Raw genomic sequence first — 16,915 nt, 5'->3', positions numbered from 1 at the left:
TAAAATCCGCCTATCAAAAATAAGGAAAAATTTATCATGGACTATGAAATCATCGTCGTTGGCGGCGGACATGCTGGCATTGAGGCAAGTCTTGCGGCTGCTAGAATGGGCAAACAAACTTTACTGATCACTATCTTGGCCGAGCAAATAGGCGCTGCAAGCTGCAACCCAGCCATCGGAGGCCTTGCAAAAGGACACCTTGTAAAAGAGATCGACGCGCTTGGCGGTCAAATGGGACTTACAACTGATGCTGTTGGTATCCAGTTTCGCGTGCTAAATGAGAGCAAAGGCCCAGCAGTACGTGGTAGCCGTGCTCAGATCGACATGGATAGATACCGCGTTTATATGAGAAATTTGCTTTTAAACACTCCAAATTTAGAAATTTCTCAAGAGATCGCCACTGAAATTTTAAGCGAAAATGGCGAGGTAACAGGTGTTAGAACACACCTAAATAACATCTATAACGCAAAAAAAGTGATAATTACAACTGGCACATTTTTAAACGGGCTAATCCACGTTGGATTTAACAAACTTGAAGCTGGCCGCGTGGGCGAGCTAAGCGCAAAGGATCTAAGCTCTAGCCTAAGAGAGCTTGGGCTAAATTTAGGCAGGCTAAAGACTGGAACATGCCCAAGGATCGACGCAAAAACGATAAATTTTGAAATTTTAGAGAAGCAAGATGGTGACGCAAAGCCAGTTGCATTTAGCTTTAGAACTAAAAATTTCTCCCCAACGCAGCTACCATGCTACATTGCCTATACAAACGAAATCACCCATGAGATAATCCGCTCAAATTTCGACAAAGCGCCACTTTTTACAGGTCAGATCGAGGGTATCGGACCAAGATATTGCCCTAGTATCGAGGATAAGATAAACCGCTTTGGCGACCGCGATAGACACCACCTTTTCATCGAGCCTCAGACCCTTGAAGCGACAGAGTACTACATAAACGGCTTTTCAACGAGCCTGCCTTATGAGGTGCAAGTGCAGATGCTCCGCTCTGTAAAAGGCTTTGAAAATGCAAAAATCGTAAGGCATGGATATGCCATAGAGTACGACTACGTCGAGCCAACACAGCTAAAACATAGCTTAGAGACCAAAAAGGTAAAAGGGCTATACTTGGCTGGGCAGATAAATGGCACGACTGGATACGAGGAGGCAGGCGCTCAGGGGCTAATGGCTGGCATAAATGCAGCGCTTTCACTTGATAACAAAGAGCCACTTATCTTGCGCCGTGATGAGGCTTATATCGGTGTTTTGATCGATGATCTTGTCACAAAAGGGACAAAAGAGCCATATAGGATGTTTACGAGTAGGGCGGAGTACCGCTTGCTTTTGCGTGAGGAAAATGCCATTTTAAGGCTTGGCGGATATGGCCATGAGCTTGGGCTGCTTGATGATGAGACTTTTAACGAGATCGAAAATATAAGAAGAAATTTAAAAGAGGGGCTGGAGTTTTTAAACCAGACTCAGATCACGCCAAGCAAGGCAAATTTGGAGCTTTTAGCAAGCCTTGATGAAGAGCCGATCAGCCAAAATGTGAGCCTTCAAAAGATAGTCGCTAGAAAGAGCTTCACGGCTGAGAAACTAAGAAAGCTTAATGAGAGATTTGTAAATTTAGACGATGCGAGCATGGATCAAATTTTAACCGAGTGCAAGTATCAGCACTACATCAGTGAGCAAAAAAATCAGATAGAAAAAATGAAAGATATGATGGATGTGAAAATCCCTGAAAATTTCGACTTTAGAAGCATAAGCGGTCTTAGTAATGAAGTGGTGGAAAAGCTTGAGAAATTTGCCCCGCCAACGCTCTTTGCGGCGAGTGAAATTTCAGGTATCACGCCAGCAGCGATTGACATTTTACATATCTACATAAAGATGAGCGAGAAAAAGGCTTAAATTTAAGCCTTTTATGGTTTTAAAATTTAACTAACATTTAAAATTTAAAACAAAGTCACTCGTTTTTAATAGTTGCTATTTATAATTTTTTAAGATTAATAAATTTTATTATTAAATTTTTCTATTTTACGGGAGCTAAAATAGAAAAATTTTTTATATTAACGTTTGGGTATTAAGTCAAATTTCTCTTTTATAAAAAGCTTAAAGTCATGATATACAGGTATTTTTAGATAAATTTGTCTCAAATTTTGGTGTAAAAAAAGCTTAAATTCACTTTATTTTTACAAACTATATTGTGAGATTATAGTTTTTTAATTTTTTGGGAGTATAATCGTTTAAATTTTATTTATAGAAAGGAAATTAATGTCAGTAAAGCAAGAAAGACGAAGCTTTATCGGCCTTGCGTTTGGTGCCGTGGCAGCTGTTGGTGGCGCGATGTCACTAGTTGCCATGAAAAAGACCTGGGATCCGCTCCCTAGCGTAAAAGCTGCTGGTTTTACAACTGTCGATCTAAGCCCGATCAAAGATGGCGAGATGAGACAGGTTGAGTGGCGTAAAAAGCCTATTTTCATCCTCAAAAAAAGCCCAGATATGGCTAAAAACGACAAGAGAGATGTAGTCGTTGGAGATGCAAGATATGTAGTTCTTATCGGACTTTGCACGCACCTAGGATGCATCCCTGAGTATAAAGCGAGCAAACAAATGTTTGTCTGTGCCTGTCATGGCGGCGAATTTAACGCTGATGGCATACAAACATACGGACCTCCACCAAGACCGCTTGATATCCCACCATTTAAGATCGATGGTACCAAGCTAGTTCTAGGCGAAACAAGCCCAGAATACGAAAAATTAGTAGCTAAAGCTTAGGAGGTTAGTGATGTCTTTATCTCATAAATCAACTGGCGTTATTGACTGGCTTGACCAACGCCTAGCTTTTACAAAGCTTATGAAGGTTCTAGTTAGCGAATACTGGATCCCAAAAAATATAAATTTCCTTTGGGCGATGGGCGTTATCCTAACGACACTTTTCTTACTTTTGATCATCACTGGCTATTTGCTTATGATGTATTACAAACCAGATGTAAATTTAGCCTTTGACAGCGTAAATTACACTATTATGCAAGAGGTCGAGTATGGCTGGCTTTGGCGTCATATCCACGCAGTTTCAGCTTCTACGATATTTCTTATCATGTATATCCACTTGCTTACTGGACTTTACTATGGCTCATATAAAAGAGGCAGAGAGGTCATCTGGATAAGCGGTATGGTGCTATTTATCTGCTTTTCAGCAGAGGCATTTAGCGGCTACATGCTCCCATGGGGTCAGATGAGCTACTGGGCGGCTACTGTTATCACTCAGCTCTTTGGTGGTGTGCCAGTTATTGGTGATGCTTTGGTTGAGTGGATCAGGGGTGACTACGCAGTTGGCGACTCAACGCTTACTAGATTTTTCATGCTTCACGTCTGCTTGCTACCACTTGTAACTATCGTTGTTTTGGTTATCCACTTCTACTCATTAAGAGTTCCTCACGTAAATAACCTAACAAGCGAAGATATCGACTTTGACGTAGAGGCGCAAGAGTACTTGCATGGTGACAGAGCAAAAGCTAAAGTTATACCATTTTGGCCAGGATTTTTGGCAAAAGACTTTATGTATGTATCATTTTTCATGATCTTTGTCATATATCTTGTTTGCTACCACTTCAACTTTGCGATGGATCCTATCAACTTTGAGCCAGCAAATCCGCTAAAAACTCCACCACACATCTATCCAGAGTGGTACTTCTTGTGGCAATATGAAATTTTACGTGGCTTCTTCTTTGATATAGCTGGAATTTCAGCTTATAACATCGGACTTATCGCATTTGCATTCGCGGGCGTGGCATTTATGCTTATACCACTTTTTGATAGAAGCGACCTTGTAGCTCCAGCTCACAAAAGACCACTATTTTTCGTATGGTTTTGGGTGCTAGTTGCTGATCTTATCGTATTATCTATATATGGCAAGCTCCCAACAGGTGGCATCAACGACTGGATAGGATTTTACGCTTCTCTGCTATTTTTAGTGCTATTTATAATCGCACTTCCAGTTATCACAATACTTGAAAGAAAAAGGGGCTAATCATGAAAGAGCTTAAAATTTTTGCCATCGTTGTTATCCTTTCAGGTATTTTATACTGGGGTATCGAGCCTTACGCTCACACAAAGCTTCATCCGCACACTGCAAATGCCGAGTACAACTTCTCAAAAGAAGATACTGACTATGCAAAGCACTTTTTAGAGCAGAAAAAAGAGGCGCTTGAGGCTGCAAAAGCTAGTGGAAATAAAGCTAGCATAGAAGCGGCTACAAAAGACGTTGAGACAGCACAAAAAATTCTTGATGACTATACAGCTTTTTGGGCTGATATAAACTCGATCGACCTTGCAAAAGGTGACGCTGCAAAAGGTGCTGAGACATTTGGTGCGGCTGGATGTGCAGGATGTCACGGCATCGAAGTAGCTGGTATGCCAGCTAGTATGGACGCTGAGACAGCTAGCCAAAGCTTTGGCGTAGTGCCACCAGATCTTAGCACAGCTGGTAAAATTTATGACGAGAGATTTTTGGCTGCACTTATCAAAAATCCAACTATGGCTGTAAAACTATCTCATAAATTTAATGACGAGCATCCTTATCCGATGACTGCATTTATGGGTGCTGGCGGCGATATAAACGCTGAGATCGCTGACATAGTTGCTTATCTTAAAAAAGTATCAGCTGATGCGGATGCAAAGAGCAAGATCACTGAAGAAAAGGTATTTGCTGATGCATGTCAAAGATGCCACGATATGAAGTATGATAAAAAATATACTCTTAGCAACAAAGCAAGCCTTGCAGCATATATGGGCTCAAACCCACCTGATCTATCTATGATGATCCGCTCAAAAGGTGCTGACTACTTGCATAAATTTATAAACGATACTCAAAAGATGCTTCCAGGCACCGCGATGCCTAGAGTTGGCTTAAATAAAGCTGCTGAAGATGACATAGTATCTTACATAGAAAAAGTAGGCGACAGTAAAAAGGCTGAGCGCGAGAGCACAGGAGTTTATGTCATGATCTACTTCTTCATCTTAGGAATTTTTGCTTGGCTTTGGAAACGCAAAGTCTGGAGCGAACTCCACTAAAATTTAAGAGCCTTTTTGGCTCTTAAATTCTTTCTAGTAAATTTACATATATAAATTCGCTTACAGCTTAGCTCAAATTTTAGAGCCGAAATTACTCGCTCATGAAATTTTAAAATTTGCTTGACAGCTATCTAATTTAACAAAGCAATTCCAGCAAATTTTAAAACTTTACTCGCTCGCCTTAGCAACTTACTAAATTTAGGGCTCATAACTATTCGCCACTAAATTTAGAAGCGTGATATGCTCGCTCATAAATTTAAAATTTGCTGGAATTTTGTGTATTGATAGTGTCATACACGCGCAGTGTGCAAGGAAAAATGTGCTTAACAAAAGATGTAGCAAACGCAAGAATATTAACAACCGCCAAGCGAGTAAATTTACATTTTATAGCAAATTTACTCAGTAAAAAACCACATAAATTTACGCAAAACAGCCAAATTTAGCTCGCTGTAAAATCACACTAAACAGCTAAATTTCTTTGGCGATTTTGCTCATTTTGTTTATCAGCTCTTCTCGCTCGCTTGATTTTAAGTTGCCGTATTGAAGCTTTGTCATCATCTGCATGAAGTCAAACTGCTTAAACATCTGCGCATCACTCTTTAGCTCTTTTTCAAGCTTTTTGTAGATCTTTTCTGTCTCTTTGTTCGCTTTTTCTAAATTTTGCAAAAAGCTCCCAGTCGCGCTCGCATCAAGGTCGTTTTTTGCTGCCTTGTCGATGGCATTTTTTAAATTTGATAAATTTTCAGAAATTTTCATCTGCACTTCCTTTTGGATTTTAAAATTTAGAGCAAATTTTATTCCTAAATTTCATCCCACCATTTTTTTCTAGGTGGATTTTGCACGGTGAAAACCTCTGCGATCATTGGCGTTGCGTAGTTTAGCTCAAGTTTTGTCGCTGCTTTTTCAAAACGCTTGATCGGCTCATCCCAAGCGTGATAAGAAAGATCAAATTTACCCCAATGCACCGGCACGCCAAGCCTTACATCAAGATCTTTTAGCGCTTGCGCTGACTCTTCTGGCTTCATATGCACGTAGGGCCAGCCATCGCTGTAAGCGCCATTTTCTATAAAAACTAGATCAAATCCGCCAAATTTCTCATTTATCATCTTAAAATGCTTACCATATCCGCCATCACCGCTAAAATAAAAGCTAAAGCCAGCCTCTTTGACCGCCCAGCCGCCCCAAAGCGTGGTGTTTCTTTTAAATGTGCGCCCGCTAAAGTGCCTTGAGGGGCAAAAAGTGAAGTTTAAATTTCCTATTTTTAGATCACCAAGCCAGTCAAACTCGTAAATTTTGCCTTCATCCACGCCCCATTTTACGAGGTGAGCTTTGACGCCAAGCGGTACTAGAAATTTAGCTATCCTATCCTTTAGCTCAAGTATCGTTTTATAGTCGAGATGGTCGTAGTGATCGTGCGAGATGAGGGCGATGTCGATCACCTCTGGGTAGTCGCTAGCGGTGATGGCGTGCTCGTAGGCAAAGGGCTTGCCGCCAACTGGCAGAGGGAATGCTCGGTGCAAAACTGGGTCTGTGACGATGATCTTATCATCAAGCTTGCAGATTAGGCTAACGTGCCCAAGCCAGATAAACTCGCCATTTTTGAGGGCGTTTGCGTAAAATTTTAAATTTGGCAAAGGGCGCTTTGGTAGCTTGCCTTTTGGTGGAAAGAGTGCTTGGATAGTGAAATTTAGCATAGATGCTTGTGGATTTTTCTTTACTAGATCGATTGTTGGCTCTAAATTTATAAAAACTTTGCCATTAAAATTTGGTGAAGCCTCTATTAGCTTTTGGCTCTTGGCATCTGGTCTGCCGCCAAAAACAGGGGCAAATTTCATAAAAGCAAAAACTAAAGTGATAAATGAAACTATGACTATAAAAATTTCCATCAATGACCCTTTTAAATTTAAAGGTTGGATTATATTTTAGATTTTTAAATTTCAGTTTCATTTAATTAACCCAAGCTTAAAAAACTAATTTTTAAATTTAAACTTAATTAAGATAACTTTACTCTTTTTACTAATTATCCGTTATGAAATATTAATCTTTTTTGATTAATCACACGATAATAACGCTGTTTAATAGCATATCTTAAACTAATATAAAATAAAAATTTAATTTCAAAAATACAAAATTTGTCAGATAGCTGACGGAATTTAATCGCCAGAAGTTATAGAATTGTTTCAAAAATTTCAGGAAGGAGCGTTTGAGATGTTAAATAAAAATTTAACTATCTCTATTCATGTGATTAACAATCACTCTATTAGTGAGCAGGGCGGTCTTGCCTTGTTTTTTAGGAGGAATTTATGAAAAAACATAAATTTGTGATTGCCGATTCTAAACGCTGCATAGGATGTGCGACCTGTATGGCTGCATGTTTTAAAAGTGCTTATGAACGCGGCAAACTATCACGTGCAAGGCTAAGCGTCTTAAGAGAAGCTAGCGGTGTTATGCCGACTCAGTGCAGACAATGCGACGATGGCCCTTGCGCAAATGTATGCCCAACTGGAGCGTTGCGATTTAACGATAATTGCATCGAGCTTCACGAGGAAATTTGTATAGGTTGCAAGATGTGCACGATCGCTTGCCCTTATGGTGCGATAAGCTCAAGTGCAGAGCTTATGCCTTCAGTAAATTACGCTGTCGAGCCAAAATACTATCTTGAAGTAGAGTCACAATCAGGCGCAAAAAACATCGCAGTAAAATGTGATATGTGCTTTGGCCGTGAAAATGGACCAGCTTGCGTTGATGTATGCCCAACAAGCGCTCTTATAATGGTAGATCCAGAAGAGGGCAAACATAAGCTTGGCAAGAGGATAGACTACGATGCAGCGAATAAATTTGCTACTAAAATTTTAAACGGACAAGGAGCATAAGATGACTACGGTTTATATGCTATTTCTTGTAAGTGCCGTCGTTAGTATCTTGCTCTACTGCGCTCCAAAAGCCGCTGTTAAAGTTGGTTTTGGACTAAGTGCTATAAGCTGCTTTTATGCGATGTGTCACTTCGTTGCAAATATGGGAGTAAGTGATAGCTTTGCTCTTATGGATGGCTTTTTGTATTCGCCAAAATTTGCGCTAAATCCACTTGGAAATTTCTTCAGCTTTGTCGTTGTTTTCATCGGATTTGCAAGTAGTGTTTATGGTATGAGCTATGCAGAAGAGTACATAAAAAAAGCAAATGTTGGTGTGTTTGCATGTTTGTTTAACACATTCATCCTTTCAATGCTTCTAGTAATCAGCGCTGATAATGTATTTTGCTTTGTTGTTTTATGGGAGCTTATGACTCTTGTATCATCATTTCTTATCATCGTCAATGACGGTAAAAATACACTTAAAGCGGTTATGGTATATCTTGGTATCGCACAAATCGGTGCATTTTGTATAACCTGTGGATTGCTTATCACAGCTTACTATGCAGGAAGCTTTGAATTTAGCGCATTTATGGGTGTTAAGATGCCATTTGGCGCTTCTGCTGCTGTATTTATACTATTCTTGGTCGGCTTTGGTAGTAAAGCTGGTATGTGGCCATTTCACGTTTGGCTTCCACAAGCTCACCCAGCAGCACCATCAAACGTTTCAGCCCTTATGTCAGGCGTTATGATTAAAGTTGCTCTATTTACACTAGTTAAATTTACACTTTATCTACCACTTAGCACATATTTTGGTCTTACAATACTCGCTCTTGGTGCAGCTAGCTCACTATTTGGTGTTTTATACGCTCTTTGCCAACACGACTTCAAAGCTTTGCTTGCTTACCACTCAGTTGAGAACATAGGCATCATCTTGCTAGGTCTTGGAACAGGTATCTACGGCGTTGCAGCTGGAAATTTAACACTTGCAGCAGTAGGTTTTCTAGCAGGTTGCTACCACGTAGTCAATCACGCTATATTTAAAGGTCTGCTTTTCCTTTGCGCTGGTTCAGTTATCCACGCTACTCATACACAAAATATGGACATCCTTGGTGGTCTTGCTAAAAAGATGCCATGGACAAGCCTTGGTATGTTTATAGGTATCATGGGTATCGCAGCTTTACCTCCAGTAAATGGCTTTGTTTCAGAGTGGTTTACATATCAAGGTATGCTTCAAGGTGCGATGGGAGAAGGAACATTGGTTAGATATGCATTTACACTTGGCGTCGTAGCTCTTGCGCTAACAGGCGTTTTGGTTGGTATGCACCTTAAACTTTACGCTGTTATCTTTGCAGGTACTCCAAGAGATCAAAAAATTTGGGAAAATGCTAAAGAGAGTCCGATAGGCATGGTTCTTGGTATGATCATCCTAATGATAGGCTGCGTTGGCTTTGGTCTTGGCGCAAACTACATAGTTGATTACATCATGCAAGCTGTAAATTCTATCGCTATAAGCGACTATAAAGCTAGCCTTGGTGCTATAAATGTAACTTCACCTATGGGTAGCATGATCTCAACTCCACTTATCGCTTTAGTCCTATGTGCGACTATGATTTTGCCATTTATCATCCTTGCTGTTATGAAAGCAAACAGAGATAAACCACGCGAAACTGATCCTTGGGCTTGTGGCTTTAAATATAGCTCACGTATGCAAATGACAGGTGGTCCATTCACTGGCGACCTTAGAAAAATTATGCAATGGCTATTTAGAGCTGATAAAAAAGTAGTTACTAGAAATTATTTTGACGCGGTTGAGTATCACAACCATCCAAAAGATATTTGGTGGGGAATGTTTTATGAGCCAGTCATTAAATGGTGTGTGAAATTTGCTGATAAGCTAGGTATCGTTCAAAGTGGTTATACAAATGTATATGCACTTTATATCTTGCTATATCTTTGTGTCATACTTGCTGTGGGCTACTTTTTAGTTTAGGAGACGAAAATGCAAACTATACTTTTAATGATATTTCAAGTAGTCGTTATCGTTTTGGTAGCTCCTTTGTTTGATGGTATGGCAAGAAAACTTAGAGCTAAACTTCAATCAAAACAAGGTAGCGATTTCTTTCAAACATATCGCGACATTATAAAGCTTTTTAGAAGAGGAAGAACCGTCCCTGAGTGCTCTCACTGGGTATTTAGATGGGCTCCATTTTTCCTTTTTGCAACTTCAGCTGCAGTGCTAGCTGCTATACCTATCACTTATAGCAAAGATACTGTATTTGGAGCTTACTCAGATATATTTGTTATCCTCTATCTTGGTGCGCTACTTAGATTTGTATTTGGTGCAGCTTCAATGGATAGCGGCAACCCATTTGCAGCGACAGGTGGCGGCAGGGAGCAAATGCTTGGTGTTTATGTTGAGCCAGTTATGATTATGTGTTTAATCGTAGTTATGCTTGCAGCTAAAACATCAAATTTAGTTGAGATCCAAGAGATGGTAAGAACTGGCGTTATCGGATATCAAATTCCAAGTTTTGCCGTTGCTTCTATCGCATTTTTGTGGTGTATGTATGTTGAGACTGGTAGAAAGCCATTTGACTTAGCTGAAGCAGAACAAGAGCTTCAAGAGGGTGTTCTTGGTGAGTACGCTGGTAGCGACCTTGGCTTAGTTCAAGCATCACTTATATTAAAACAGTTTGCTATGATCGGACTTTTCCTAAGCATATTTGAGCCATGGAATTTTAGCAATCCTTTCTTAGCTATTATCGTTTTTGTGATAAAAACTGGAGTATTTTACGTCGCAGCTGTATTTATAGACAACTTTGGACCACGCTTTAAAATGACTTCATCTTTACGCAAAAATGCTCTTGGTGCACTTGCTATTTCGTTTGTTGCACTAACACTTTATGTAGTAGGAGCGTGAGATGCAAACACTAGATATATTAGCCATTTGCATGATCGTAACTTCGCTTGCGGTTTTTGGTCTTAGAAGCTTGAAACTCTCAATCATCGCTTATGCGATAGAGACACTACTTTTAGTTAGTATATTTTTCTTGCTATCTGAGAAATTTAACGCTGAGCAGCTAAAAACTTGGGCGATCGTTGCGTTTTTTACCAAAGTTCTTTTCGTGCCAGGAATTTTGTTCTGGCTTATCAAAAAACTTGGCGTAGTTAGCGAAGATGAGCCAGTTGGTGGATTTTTTGTAAGTCCTGTTATTGCTATGGGATTTTCTCTAGCTCTTTCAATGAGTATCCACCCTATATTTTTAAAATTCTCTCTTATCAAAGAAGAGATCATGTTGATCGCTGCTGGAACAGTATTTATGATGGGAATTTTTGGCTTTATGCTAAGAAACTCATTTGTAAAACAAATTCTAGCTTACTGCTTGTTTGAAAACGGTATCCACCTAAGCCTTGCTCTAATGGCTTACAACTCACATGAGCTAGTTGAGCTTGGAATTTTAACAGATGCGATATTTGCTGTTATTATCATGAGCGTTCTAGCGATTAGATTTTATAAAGCTTATGATAGCTTAGATACTTCTAAAGCTTCAAATTTAAGGGGTTAGAGATGGATAGTTTAGCTTTAATACTTATCTTACCGCTCCTTGGTGCTTTGATCTTGTTTTTAAGTCCTAAAAACTATGCAGTACTTAGCGGACTTCATGTCTTGTTTTCTGCTGCGACATCAGTGGCTTTACTTAACAATGTTCTTAAAGTTTTAAGTGGCGGAACTTTTTATAGTTTTGATAAATTTTTATTCTTAGATAGCTTAGGCTGTGTTTTCTTGGTGCTTATCGCTGTAACTGGATTTATAGTAAATTTCTACTCTATCCACTATATGAGATGGGAACTTGAAGATGGACACATCCACTTAAGTGATCTTAAAAAATACTACGAACTAAGCCATGTATTTATCTTTACAATGACTTTAAGTGTTATTTGCAACAACGTTGCGTTTATGTGGGCAGCTATCGAGGCTACAACACTAGCTTCTGTGTTTTTGGTTGCTATACACAAAGATCAAAAATCAACAGAGAGTGGTTATAAATACATCGTTCTTTGCTCAATCGGTCTAGCATTTGCTCTTTATGCAACCGTTCTTCTATACTCAGCTACATATAGCACATTAGGAGACGGCGAGGCTTCTATGCAGTTTTCAAGCATAATGGCTAACGCTAAAAATTTAAACCCAGATGCAGCAAAACTTATCTTTGTGTTTGCGCTAATTGGTTTTGGTACAAAAGCTGGTCTAGCTCCAACTCACACTTGGTTGCCAGACGTTCACGCTGAAGGTCCAGCACCTATCTCAGCATTGCTATCAGGCGTACTTTTAAAATGTGCGATGCTTGCGCTTTTAAGATACTACGCTATCGCAGCTCAAGCAGTTGGATTTAGCTTTGTTGAAGGCGTAATGATCGTTTCAGGAACTATCACACTTTTTGTAGCAGGATTTTTCCTAATAAGACAACACAACGTAAAAAGAATGTTTGCATACCACTCAATCGTTCACATGGGTGTTATCGCATTTGCACTTGGTGTTGGCGGTAAATTTGGTCTATTTGCAGCGATATTCCACTGCTTAGCTCACAGCTTCACAAAAGCTTTGGCTTTCTGCTCAACAGGTAACATAGCAAGAATTTACGGCCACAAAGATATGAGTAAGATGGGCGGCATGGTTAAGATCGCACCTATTACAACTATTATGTTTGGTGCAGCTGTATGCTCACTAGTTGGTGTTCCAGCATTTGCTATATTTGTTAGCGAATATAACGTCTTTGTTGGAGCTATCACAAGTGGTCAATACATCGCAGTTGCGCTATTTGCTATTGCACTTGCAGTTATTTTCATAGCTGACTTTGCGCACTTTAACATGGCAAGCTTTGGCGAGCCAAAAGGTGTGGTTGTTCATAATAAAGAGATGAGTTTATTTGAAAATTTACCTCTTATAGCACTCTGTGCCCTTATCATAATCTTTGGCGTATGGCACGTAGATAGCTTTTATACGCTAGTAAATAACGGTGTTAATATAATGATGGGAGCTTTAAAATGAGAGGCGATAAATTTGTTGAAATCCTAAAAACAAAGGTAAAAATTTTAGAAGTAACTCGTCAAGCAGACGATCAGATCACAGTTTTGGTGGATAGAAACGATCTTCCACTAGCTGTTAAAACACTTTATTATGATATCGGTGGCTTTATAAGCACTATGATACCAAACGACGAGCGCCAGATAAATGGCTGCTATGCACTTTACTATGCTATCTCAATGGAAGGTAGCAAGATGACTGAGGCGGACGACTTTGCAGCTGAGGATAAGTGCTTTATCACAGTTAAAACTCTTATCCCAGGAAGCGATCCGACATTTCCATCAGTTACTCCACTTGTACCAGCTTGTGTTTGGTATGAAAGAGAAGCTTATGATATGTTTGGTCTAGTAGCAGAGGGTCTGCCTGATAAAAGACGTCTAGTTTTAAGTGATGACTGGCCAGACGGACTTCACCCACTTAGAAAAGATGCTATGGACTACCGCTACCGCCCTGATCCAGTAGATCATAGAGATGAGCCTGATGCGGAGTTTTTGTTCCCAACAGGTGATGCAGTAGTTGATGTGCCACTTGGACCACTACACGTTACATCTGATGAGCCAGGTCACTTTAGACTTTTCTGTGACGGTGACGAGATCATCGACGCTGATTATCGCTTGTTCTATCAACACCGCGGTATGGAAAAGCTAGCTGAAAACAGAATGAACTATGATCAAATGGGCTATCTTGCAGAGCGCGTTTGCGGAATTTGTGGTTATGCTCACGCTATTGCGTGTATCGAGGCTGCAGAAAAAGCTATAAAGCTTGAAATCCCACTAAGAGCTCAAGCTATACGCGTCATCTGTCTTGAGATCGAGCGTCTTCACAGCCACCTTTTAAATATCGGTCTAGCTTGTGAGGTCACTGGTAACTACAACGCATTTATGCATATCTTTAGGGTTCGTGAGTACTCTATGGAGCTAGCTCAACTTGTAACTGGCGGACGTAAAACATACGGCAATGTCGTTATGGGCGGTTTAAGACGTGATATGACAAACCATGAGATCAAAAAAGGCTTAGAGATCATCAACAAACTTGACATTCAAATTTCAGAAATTTGGGATGCAGTTTTGGAAGATAAACGCCAAATCGGACGTTGGAAAGGTGTGGGTATCTTAGACCGTCAAATAGCACGTGACTTTAGCCCAGTTGGTCCAAACATGAGAGGCTCTGGCTTTAAACGCGATAACCGCTACGATCACCCATACGACTTCTTCAAACAGATAGAATTTGAAGTAGCAGTTGAGCATGGTTGCGACGTTTTTGCTCGTGAGATGGTTAGATATAAAGAGCTAAAAAGCTCTATCCACATCATCCGCCAATGCTTTGAGATGATGCCTCAAACTCCGATCATGATCGATCCTGTGACTATGATTAAGCCTGAGAATTTCGCACTTGGTCACGATGAAGCACCACGTGGTGAGAACGTTCACTGGATCATGCAAGGTAGCGCTCAAAAAGTATATCGCTGGAGATGTAGGGCTGCGACATATAACAACTGGCCAAGCCTAAGGTATCAATTTAGAGGAAACAACATAAGTGACGCTGCGCTTATCGTTTGCTCACTTGACCCTTGCTACTCATGCACCGAGCGTGTTACTTTGGTTGATGTAAGGACTAAAAAAAGTAAAATTTTAACAGAAAAAGACCTTAAAAAATTCTGTCAAGATGGCGGGGTTAGTAAGAAGGATTTAAGATGATGAAGTTATTTGACATCACAGAAAAATATGGAAAGGCGACATACGCCTATCCATTTGAGCCATATATTGTGCCTGAGAATTTCCGCGGTCAGCCAGACTATACATACGATCTTTGTATAGGTTGTGCAGCTTGTGGTATCGCTTGTCCTAGCAACGCAATAGAGCTTAAGATGAACGATGAGCAAACAAGACTTGTTTGGCAGTTTGACTGCGGTCGCTGCATATTCTGCGGTCGCTGCGATGAGGTTTGCCCAACTGGAGCTGTAAGACTTAGCGATAGCTTTGAGCTTGCGGTTAAATTTGACAAGAGCGCTCTTATACAAAGAGGCGAGCTTGAGATGCAAACTTGCAAATGCTGTGGCAAGCCATTTACACCAAAAAGGCTTATAAATTTCACTCTTGAAAAGCTTGGCACAGCAAATTTACTCCCAGGCAGACTTGAAGAGGCAAAAGAGTACCTTTTTATCTGCCCAGAGTGCAAGAAAAACCAATCTGCTGAGAGGCTAACAAAAGGCGTTGAGGAGGCTATAAAATGAGTCTATATCAAGTCCCAGAGGACATAAAAACAGCAAATGACCTAACTGCAAAGCTAGAGCATTTAAAAAATATCAAAAGAAGCTTTAGCGTTTATAGGATCGACTGCGGAAGCTGCAACGGTTGCGAGATCGAAATTTTCGCTGCTATCACTCCGATGTGGGATCCAGAGCGCTTTGGCTTTAAGCTTGTAGCAAACCCAAGACATGCTGATATCTTGCTTTGCTCAGGACCAGTCACAAGACAGATGTACTACCCACTTCTTCGTGCTTATGAGGCAGCTCCAGATCCTAAGATCGTAGTTGCTTTTGGCGCTTGTGGTAGCACAGGCGGAATTTTCCACGACGCTTACAGCGTTTGGGGTGGTATAGATAAGATAATCCCAGTTGATGTCTATATCCCAGGATGCCCTCCACACCCAGCAAGTGTTATCTATGGTCTTGGTATGGCTCTTGGCATCATCGATCAAAAATTGCACAAAAAAAGCTATGAAAATGACAGCACTACGCCTCCACCAGTTGAGAAGTCAGTAATGGGCGATATCTTATTTGAACGTGACTTGCAAGCTGAAAGTAAAAGGCTGATGAGCTATATCTTTGGTAGAACACTATTTGAAAAATATATGGACGCTATCAAAGCCTCAAGAGATATCCATAACCCAGAGCTTGCACGTGAAGCGGTTGTAGCAGCTATCAAAAAAGAAGATGACCCTAGATATGCTGAGTGTATGGCACTTTTGCATAATGACATCTATCTAAAATACGCAAAAGCTGGTAAAAATTTTGCGATCGATGTTGATAGCGAGGTTTGGAGTAAAAGATGATTCAAGTTTATAAGCTTACAAAAAGGCATATGGACGACAACGAGAAGCTTCCACGTGAGCTAAAGGAGATAAAAATTTTCTCCACTTGTGTGGGACATGGTGTTGGTACGATTGATTTTAGCGAGAAGATCTTAGAGCTAAGCGATGAGGAATTTGACGAGATGATCAAAAACTCAGGCGAATATGTGAAATTTAAGATCGGAAATTTAAGCAAGTATTTTGAAGTTGAAATTTTTGCTGAGCATATCGCTAGACTCTTGCCACAGCTTTGTGAGTGTAAGCTTAAAGAAATTTTGGCAAATTTAAAAGAGGGTTATATCGTGCTTAGGAAGGACTTTTGATGAAAAAGGCCATCCTTTGCATCGGTAATCCTATGCGTGGCGATGATGATGTGGGCAATGAAGTAGGCCGCATCGTAGAGCAGGAGCTAAAAGAGTGGAAGGTCTTTTTTGGGCAAGATGTGCCTGAGAATGAATTTTCAGCTATTAGAGATTTTGCGCCTGATATCTTGATAGTAGTCGATGCGATGAGCGGCTTTGATGAGGATAAGATAGAGTTTTTTGACTTAAGTGACGATAGAGACTACATCTACTCAACTCACAACCTCCCAACGCCAGTGCTTTTAAGCTATTTGCGAAAAATTTGCCCAAAGACGCTTTTTCTTGGCATTAGCGTCTTGCTTGAAAATGTCCTTGATTTTGAAGAGGGACTAAGCGAGCAGGCTAAAAAAAGTGCAAGAAAAGCCTTTTTAAGAATTGTAGAGATTGATAAAAATTTAGTTGGTTAAATTTAGCAAGAGCTAAATTTAATCTGGGATTTGCTAAAGATAAATTTGATCGTTTTGGATTTGAAATTTAGT

Annotated in this window: 17 protein-coding genes; 15 read left to right on the top strand and 2 right to left on the bottom strand. The window is 40.1% G+C overall.

The features are described from left to right. Positions 1-36: 36 nt before the first annotated feature. The 5 genes from mnmG to HMPREF1019_RS10530 all read left to right on the top strand — a co-directional run bounded on the left by mnmG (position 37) and on the right by HMPREF1019_RS10530 (position 5,507). Positions 37-1,899, top strand: a complete 1,863-nt coding sequence (gene mnmG / locus HMPREF1019_RS06240) for a tRNA uridine-5-carboxymethylaminomethyl(34) synthesis enzyme MnmG (protein ID WP_009294865.1) — start codon at positions 37-39, stop codon at positions 1,897-1,899. A gap of 363 nt (positions 1,900-2,262) precedes the next feature. After that, on the top strand, positions 2,263-2,766 hold the full coding sequence (gene petA, locus HMPREF1019_RS06235; RefSeq protein WP_009294864.1) for a ubiquinol-cytochrome c reductase iron-sulfur subunit: 504 nt from the start codon (positions 2,263-2,265) through the stop codon (positions 2,764-2,766). 10 nt (positions 2,767-2,776) lie between these two features. Beyond that, entirely contained in the window at positions 2,777-4,021 is a 1,245-nt protein-coding gene (locus HMPREF1019_RS06230) for a cytochrome b (protein ID WP_009294863.1), read from the top strand. A 2-nt stretch (positions 4,022-4,023) separates the two neighbouring features. After that, positions 4,024-5,064: a c-type cytochrome gene (locus HMPREF1019_RS06225; protein WP_009294862.1), complete on the top strand. Its 1,041-nt coding sequence runs from the start codon at positions 4,024-4,026 to the stop codon at positions 5,062-5,064. Positions 5,065-5,381: 317 nt separating this feature from the next. Continuing rightward, complete coding sequence (locus tag HMPREF1019_RS10530) at positions 5,382-5,507, top strand: hypothetical protein (protein WP_262359239.1); 126 nt, start codon at positions 5,382-5,384, stop codon at positions 5,505-5,507. A 25-nt stretch (positions 5,508-5,532) separates the two neighbouring features. On the opposite strand, the gene HMPREF1019_RS06220 is transcribed toward HMPREF1019_RS10530, so the two are convergent. Next, entirely contained in the window at positions 5,533-5,820 is a 288-nt protein-coding gene (locus HMPREF1019_RS06220) for a hypothetical protein (protein WP_009294861.1), read from the bottom strand. A gap of 44 nt (positions 5,821-5,864) precedes the next feature. Further along, positions 5,865-6,950, bottom strand: a complete 1,086-nt coding sequence (locus HMPREF1019_RS06215; RefSeq protein ID WP_009294860.1) for an MBL fold metallo-hydrolase — start codon at positions 6,948-6,950, stop codon at positions 5,865-5,867. 417 nt (positions 6,951-7,367) lie between these two features. Here HMPREF1019_RS06215 and HMPREF1019_RS06210 point away from each other — a divergent pair, with 417 nt between their 5' ends. Genes HMPREF1019_RS06210 through HMPREF1019_RS06165 form a run of 10 tightly spaced genes read left to right on the top strand, consistent with a single transcriptional unit; the run spans position 7,368 to position 16,843 of the window. Next, entirely contained in the window at positions 7,368-7,937 is a 570-nt protein-coding gene (locus HMPREF1019_RS06210; RefSeq protein ID WP_009294859.1) for a 4Fe-4S dicluster domain-containing protein, read from the top strand. A 1-nt stretch (position 7,938) separates the two neighbouring features. Further along, positions 7,939-9,906 carry a proton-conducting transporter transmembrane domain-containing protein gene (locus HMPREF1019_RS06205; protein ID WP_009294858.1) on the top strand — a complete coding sequence of 656 codons (1,968 nt, stop codon included), beginning with the start codon at positions 7,939-7,941 and terminating at the stop codon, positions 9,904-9,906. A gap of 9 nt (positions 9,907-9,915) precedes the next feature. Further along, the gene (locus HMPREF1019_RS06200; protein ID WP_002939300.1) at positions 9,916-10,836 is read left to right on the top strand and encodes a respiratory chain complex I subunit 1 family protein; all 921 of its coding nucleotides are present in this window, start codon (positions 9,916-9,918) and stop codon (positions 10,834-10,836) included. 1 nt (position 10,837) lies between these two features. Continuing rightward, positions 10,838-11,482 (top strand): hydrogenase 4 membrane subunit, encoded by a 645-nt coding sequence (hyfE, locus tag HMPREF1019_RS06195; protein WP_002939315.1) that lies wholly within the window; start codon positions 10,838-10,840, stop codon positions 11,480-11,482. A gap of 2 nt (positions 11,483-11,484) precedes the next feature. Next, complete coding sequence (locus HMPREF1019_RS06190; RefSeq protein ID WP_009294857.1) at positions 11,485-12,966, top strand: hydrogenase 4 subunit F; 1,482 nt, start codon at positions 11,485-11,487, stop codon at positions 12,964-12,966. Next, positions 12,963-14,699: a hydrogenase large subunit gene (locus HMPREF1019_RS06185; protein ID WP_009294856.1), complete on the top strand. Its 1,737-nt coding sequence runs from the start codon at positions 12,963-12,965 to the stop codon at positions 14,697-14,699. Before HMPREF1019_RS06190 ends, HMPREF1019_RS06185 begins: the two co-directional genes overlap by 4 nt. Further along, a complete protein-coding gene (locus HMPREF1019_RS06180; RefSeq protein WP_002939210.1) occupies positions 14,696-15,235 on the top strand; it encodes a formate hydrogenlyase complex iron-sulfur subunit in 540 nt (179 codons plus the stop codon). The genes HMPREF1019_RS06185 and HMPREF1019_RS06180 overlap by 4 nt, the downstream gene beginning before the upstream one ends. Further along, complete coding sequence (locus tag HMPREF1019_RS06175) at positions 15,232-16,056, top strand: NADH-quinone oxidoreductase subunit B family protein (RefSeq protein WP_009294855.1); 825 nt, start codon at positions 15,232-15,234, stop codon at positions 16,054-16,056. Before HMPREF1019_RS06180 ends, HMPREF1019_RS06175 begins: the two co-directional genes overlap by 4 nt. Further along, entirely contained in the window at positions 16,053-16,397 is a 345-nt protein-coding gene (locus HMPREF1019_RS06170) for a formate hydrogenlyase maturation HycH family protein (RefSeq protein WP_002939326.1), read from the top strand. Before HMPREF1019_RS06175 ends, HMPREF1019_RS06170 begins: the two co-directional genes overlap by 4 nt. Then, the gene (locus HMPREF1019_RS06165) at positions 16,397-16,843 is read left to right on the top strand and encodes a hydrogenase 3 maturation endopeptidase HyCI (RefSeq protein ID WP_002939334.1); all 447 of its coding nucleotides are present in this window, start codon (positions 16,397-16,399) and stop codon (positions 16,841-16,843) included. The genes HMPREF1019_RS06170 and HMPREF1019_RS06165 overlap by 1 nt, the downstream gene beginning before the upstream one ends. Positions 16,844-16,915 lie beyond the last annotated feature (72 nt).

This window comes from Campylobacter sp. 10_1_50 (genome assembly GCF_000238755.1).
Classification (GTDB): Bacteria; Campylobacterota; Campylobacteria; order Campylobacterales; family Campylobacteraceae; genus Campylobacter_A; species Campylobacter_A concisus_R.
This window is presented reverse-complemented; position numbering and strand designations above follow the sequence as displayed.

Bases quoted from the DNA above. Each gene is read 5' to 3' on its own strand.
- HMPREF1019_RS06175 (WP_009294855.1), top strand. From the start codon at position 15,232: ATGAGTCTATATCAAGTCCCAGAGGACATAAAAACAGCAAATGACCTA.
- HMPREF1019_RS06185 (WP_009294856.1), top strand. From the start codon at position 12,963: ATGAGAGGCGATAAATTTGTTGAAATCCTAAAAACAAAGGTAAAAATT.
- HMPREF1019_RS06165 (WP_002939334.1), top strand. From the start codon at position 16,397: ATGAAAAAGGCCATCCTTTGCATCGGTAATCCTATGCGTGGCGATGAT.
- HMPREF1019_RS06215 (WP_009294860.1), bottom strand. From the start codon at position 6,950: ATGGAAATTTTTATAGTCATAGTTTCATTTATCACTTTAGTTTTTGCT.
- HMPREF1019_RS06230 (WP_009294863.1), top strand. From the start codon at position 2,777: ATGTCTTTATCTCATAAATCAACTGGCGTTATTGACTGGCTTGACCAA.
- HMPREF1019_RS06205 (WP_009294858.1), top strand. From the start codon at position 7,939: ATGACTACGGTTTATATGCTATTTCTTGTAAGTGCCGTCGTTAGTATC.
- HMPREF1019_RS06170 (WP_002939326.1), top strand. From the start codon at position 16,053: ATGATTCAAGTTTATAAGCTTACAAAAAGGCATATGGACGACAACGAG.
- HMPREF1019_RS06190 (WP_009294857.1), top strand. From the start codon at position 11,485: ATGGATAGTTTAGCTTTAATACTTATCTTACCGCTCCTTGGTGCTTTG.
- HMPREF1019_RS06225 (WP_009294862.1), top strand. From the start codon at position 4,024: ATGAAAGAGCTTAAAATTTTTGCCATCGTTGTTATCCTTTCAGGTATT.
- HMPREF1019_RS10530 (WP_262359239.1), top strand. From the start codon at position 5,382: ATGTGCTTAACAAAAGATGTAGCAAACGCAAGAATATTAACAACCGCC.
- HMPREF1019_RS06180 (WP_002939210.1), top strand. From the start codon at position 14,696: ATGATGAAGTTATTTGACATCACAGAAAAATATGGAAAGGCGACATAC.
- HMPREF1019_RS06200 (WP_002939300.1), top strand. From the start codon at position 9,916: ATGCAAACTATACTTTTAATGATATTTCAAGTAGTCGTTATCGTTTTG.
- HMPREF1019_RS06220 (WP_009294861.1), bottom strand. From the start codon at position 5,820: ATGAAAATTTCTGAAAATTTATCAAATTTAAAAAATGCCATCGACAAG.
- mnmG (WP_009294865.1), top strand. From the start codon at position 37: ATGGACTATGAAATCATCGTCGTTGGCGGCGGACATGCTGGCATTGAG.
- petA (WP_009294864.1), top strand. From the start codon at position 2,263: ATGTCAGTAAAGCAAGAAAGACGAAGCTTTATCGGCCTTGCGTTTGGT.
- HMPREF1019_RS06210 (WP_009294859.1), top strand. From the start codon at position 7,368: ATGAAAAAACATAAATTTGTGATTGCCGATTCTAAACGCTGCATAGGA.
- hyfE (WP_002939315.1), top strand. From the start codon at position 10,838: ATGCAAACACTAGATATATTAGCCATTTGCATGATCGTAACTTCGCTT.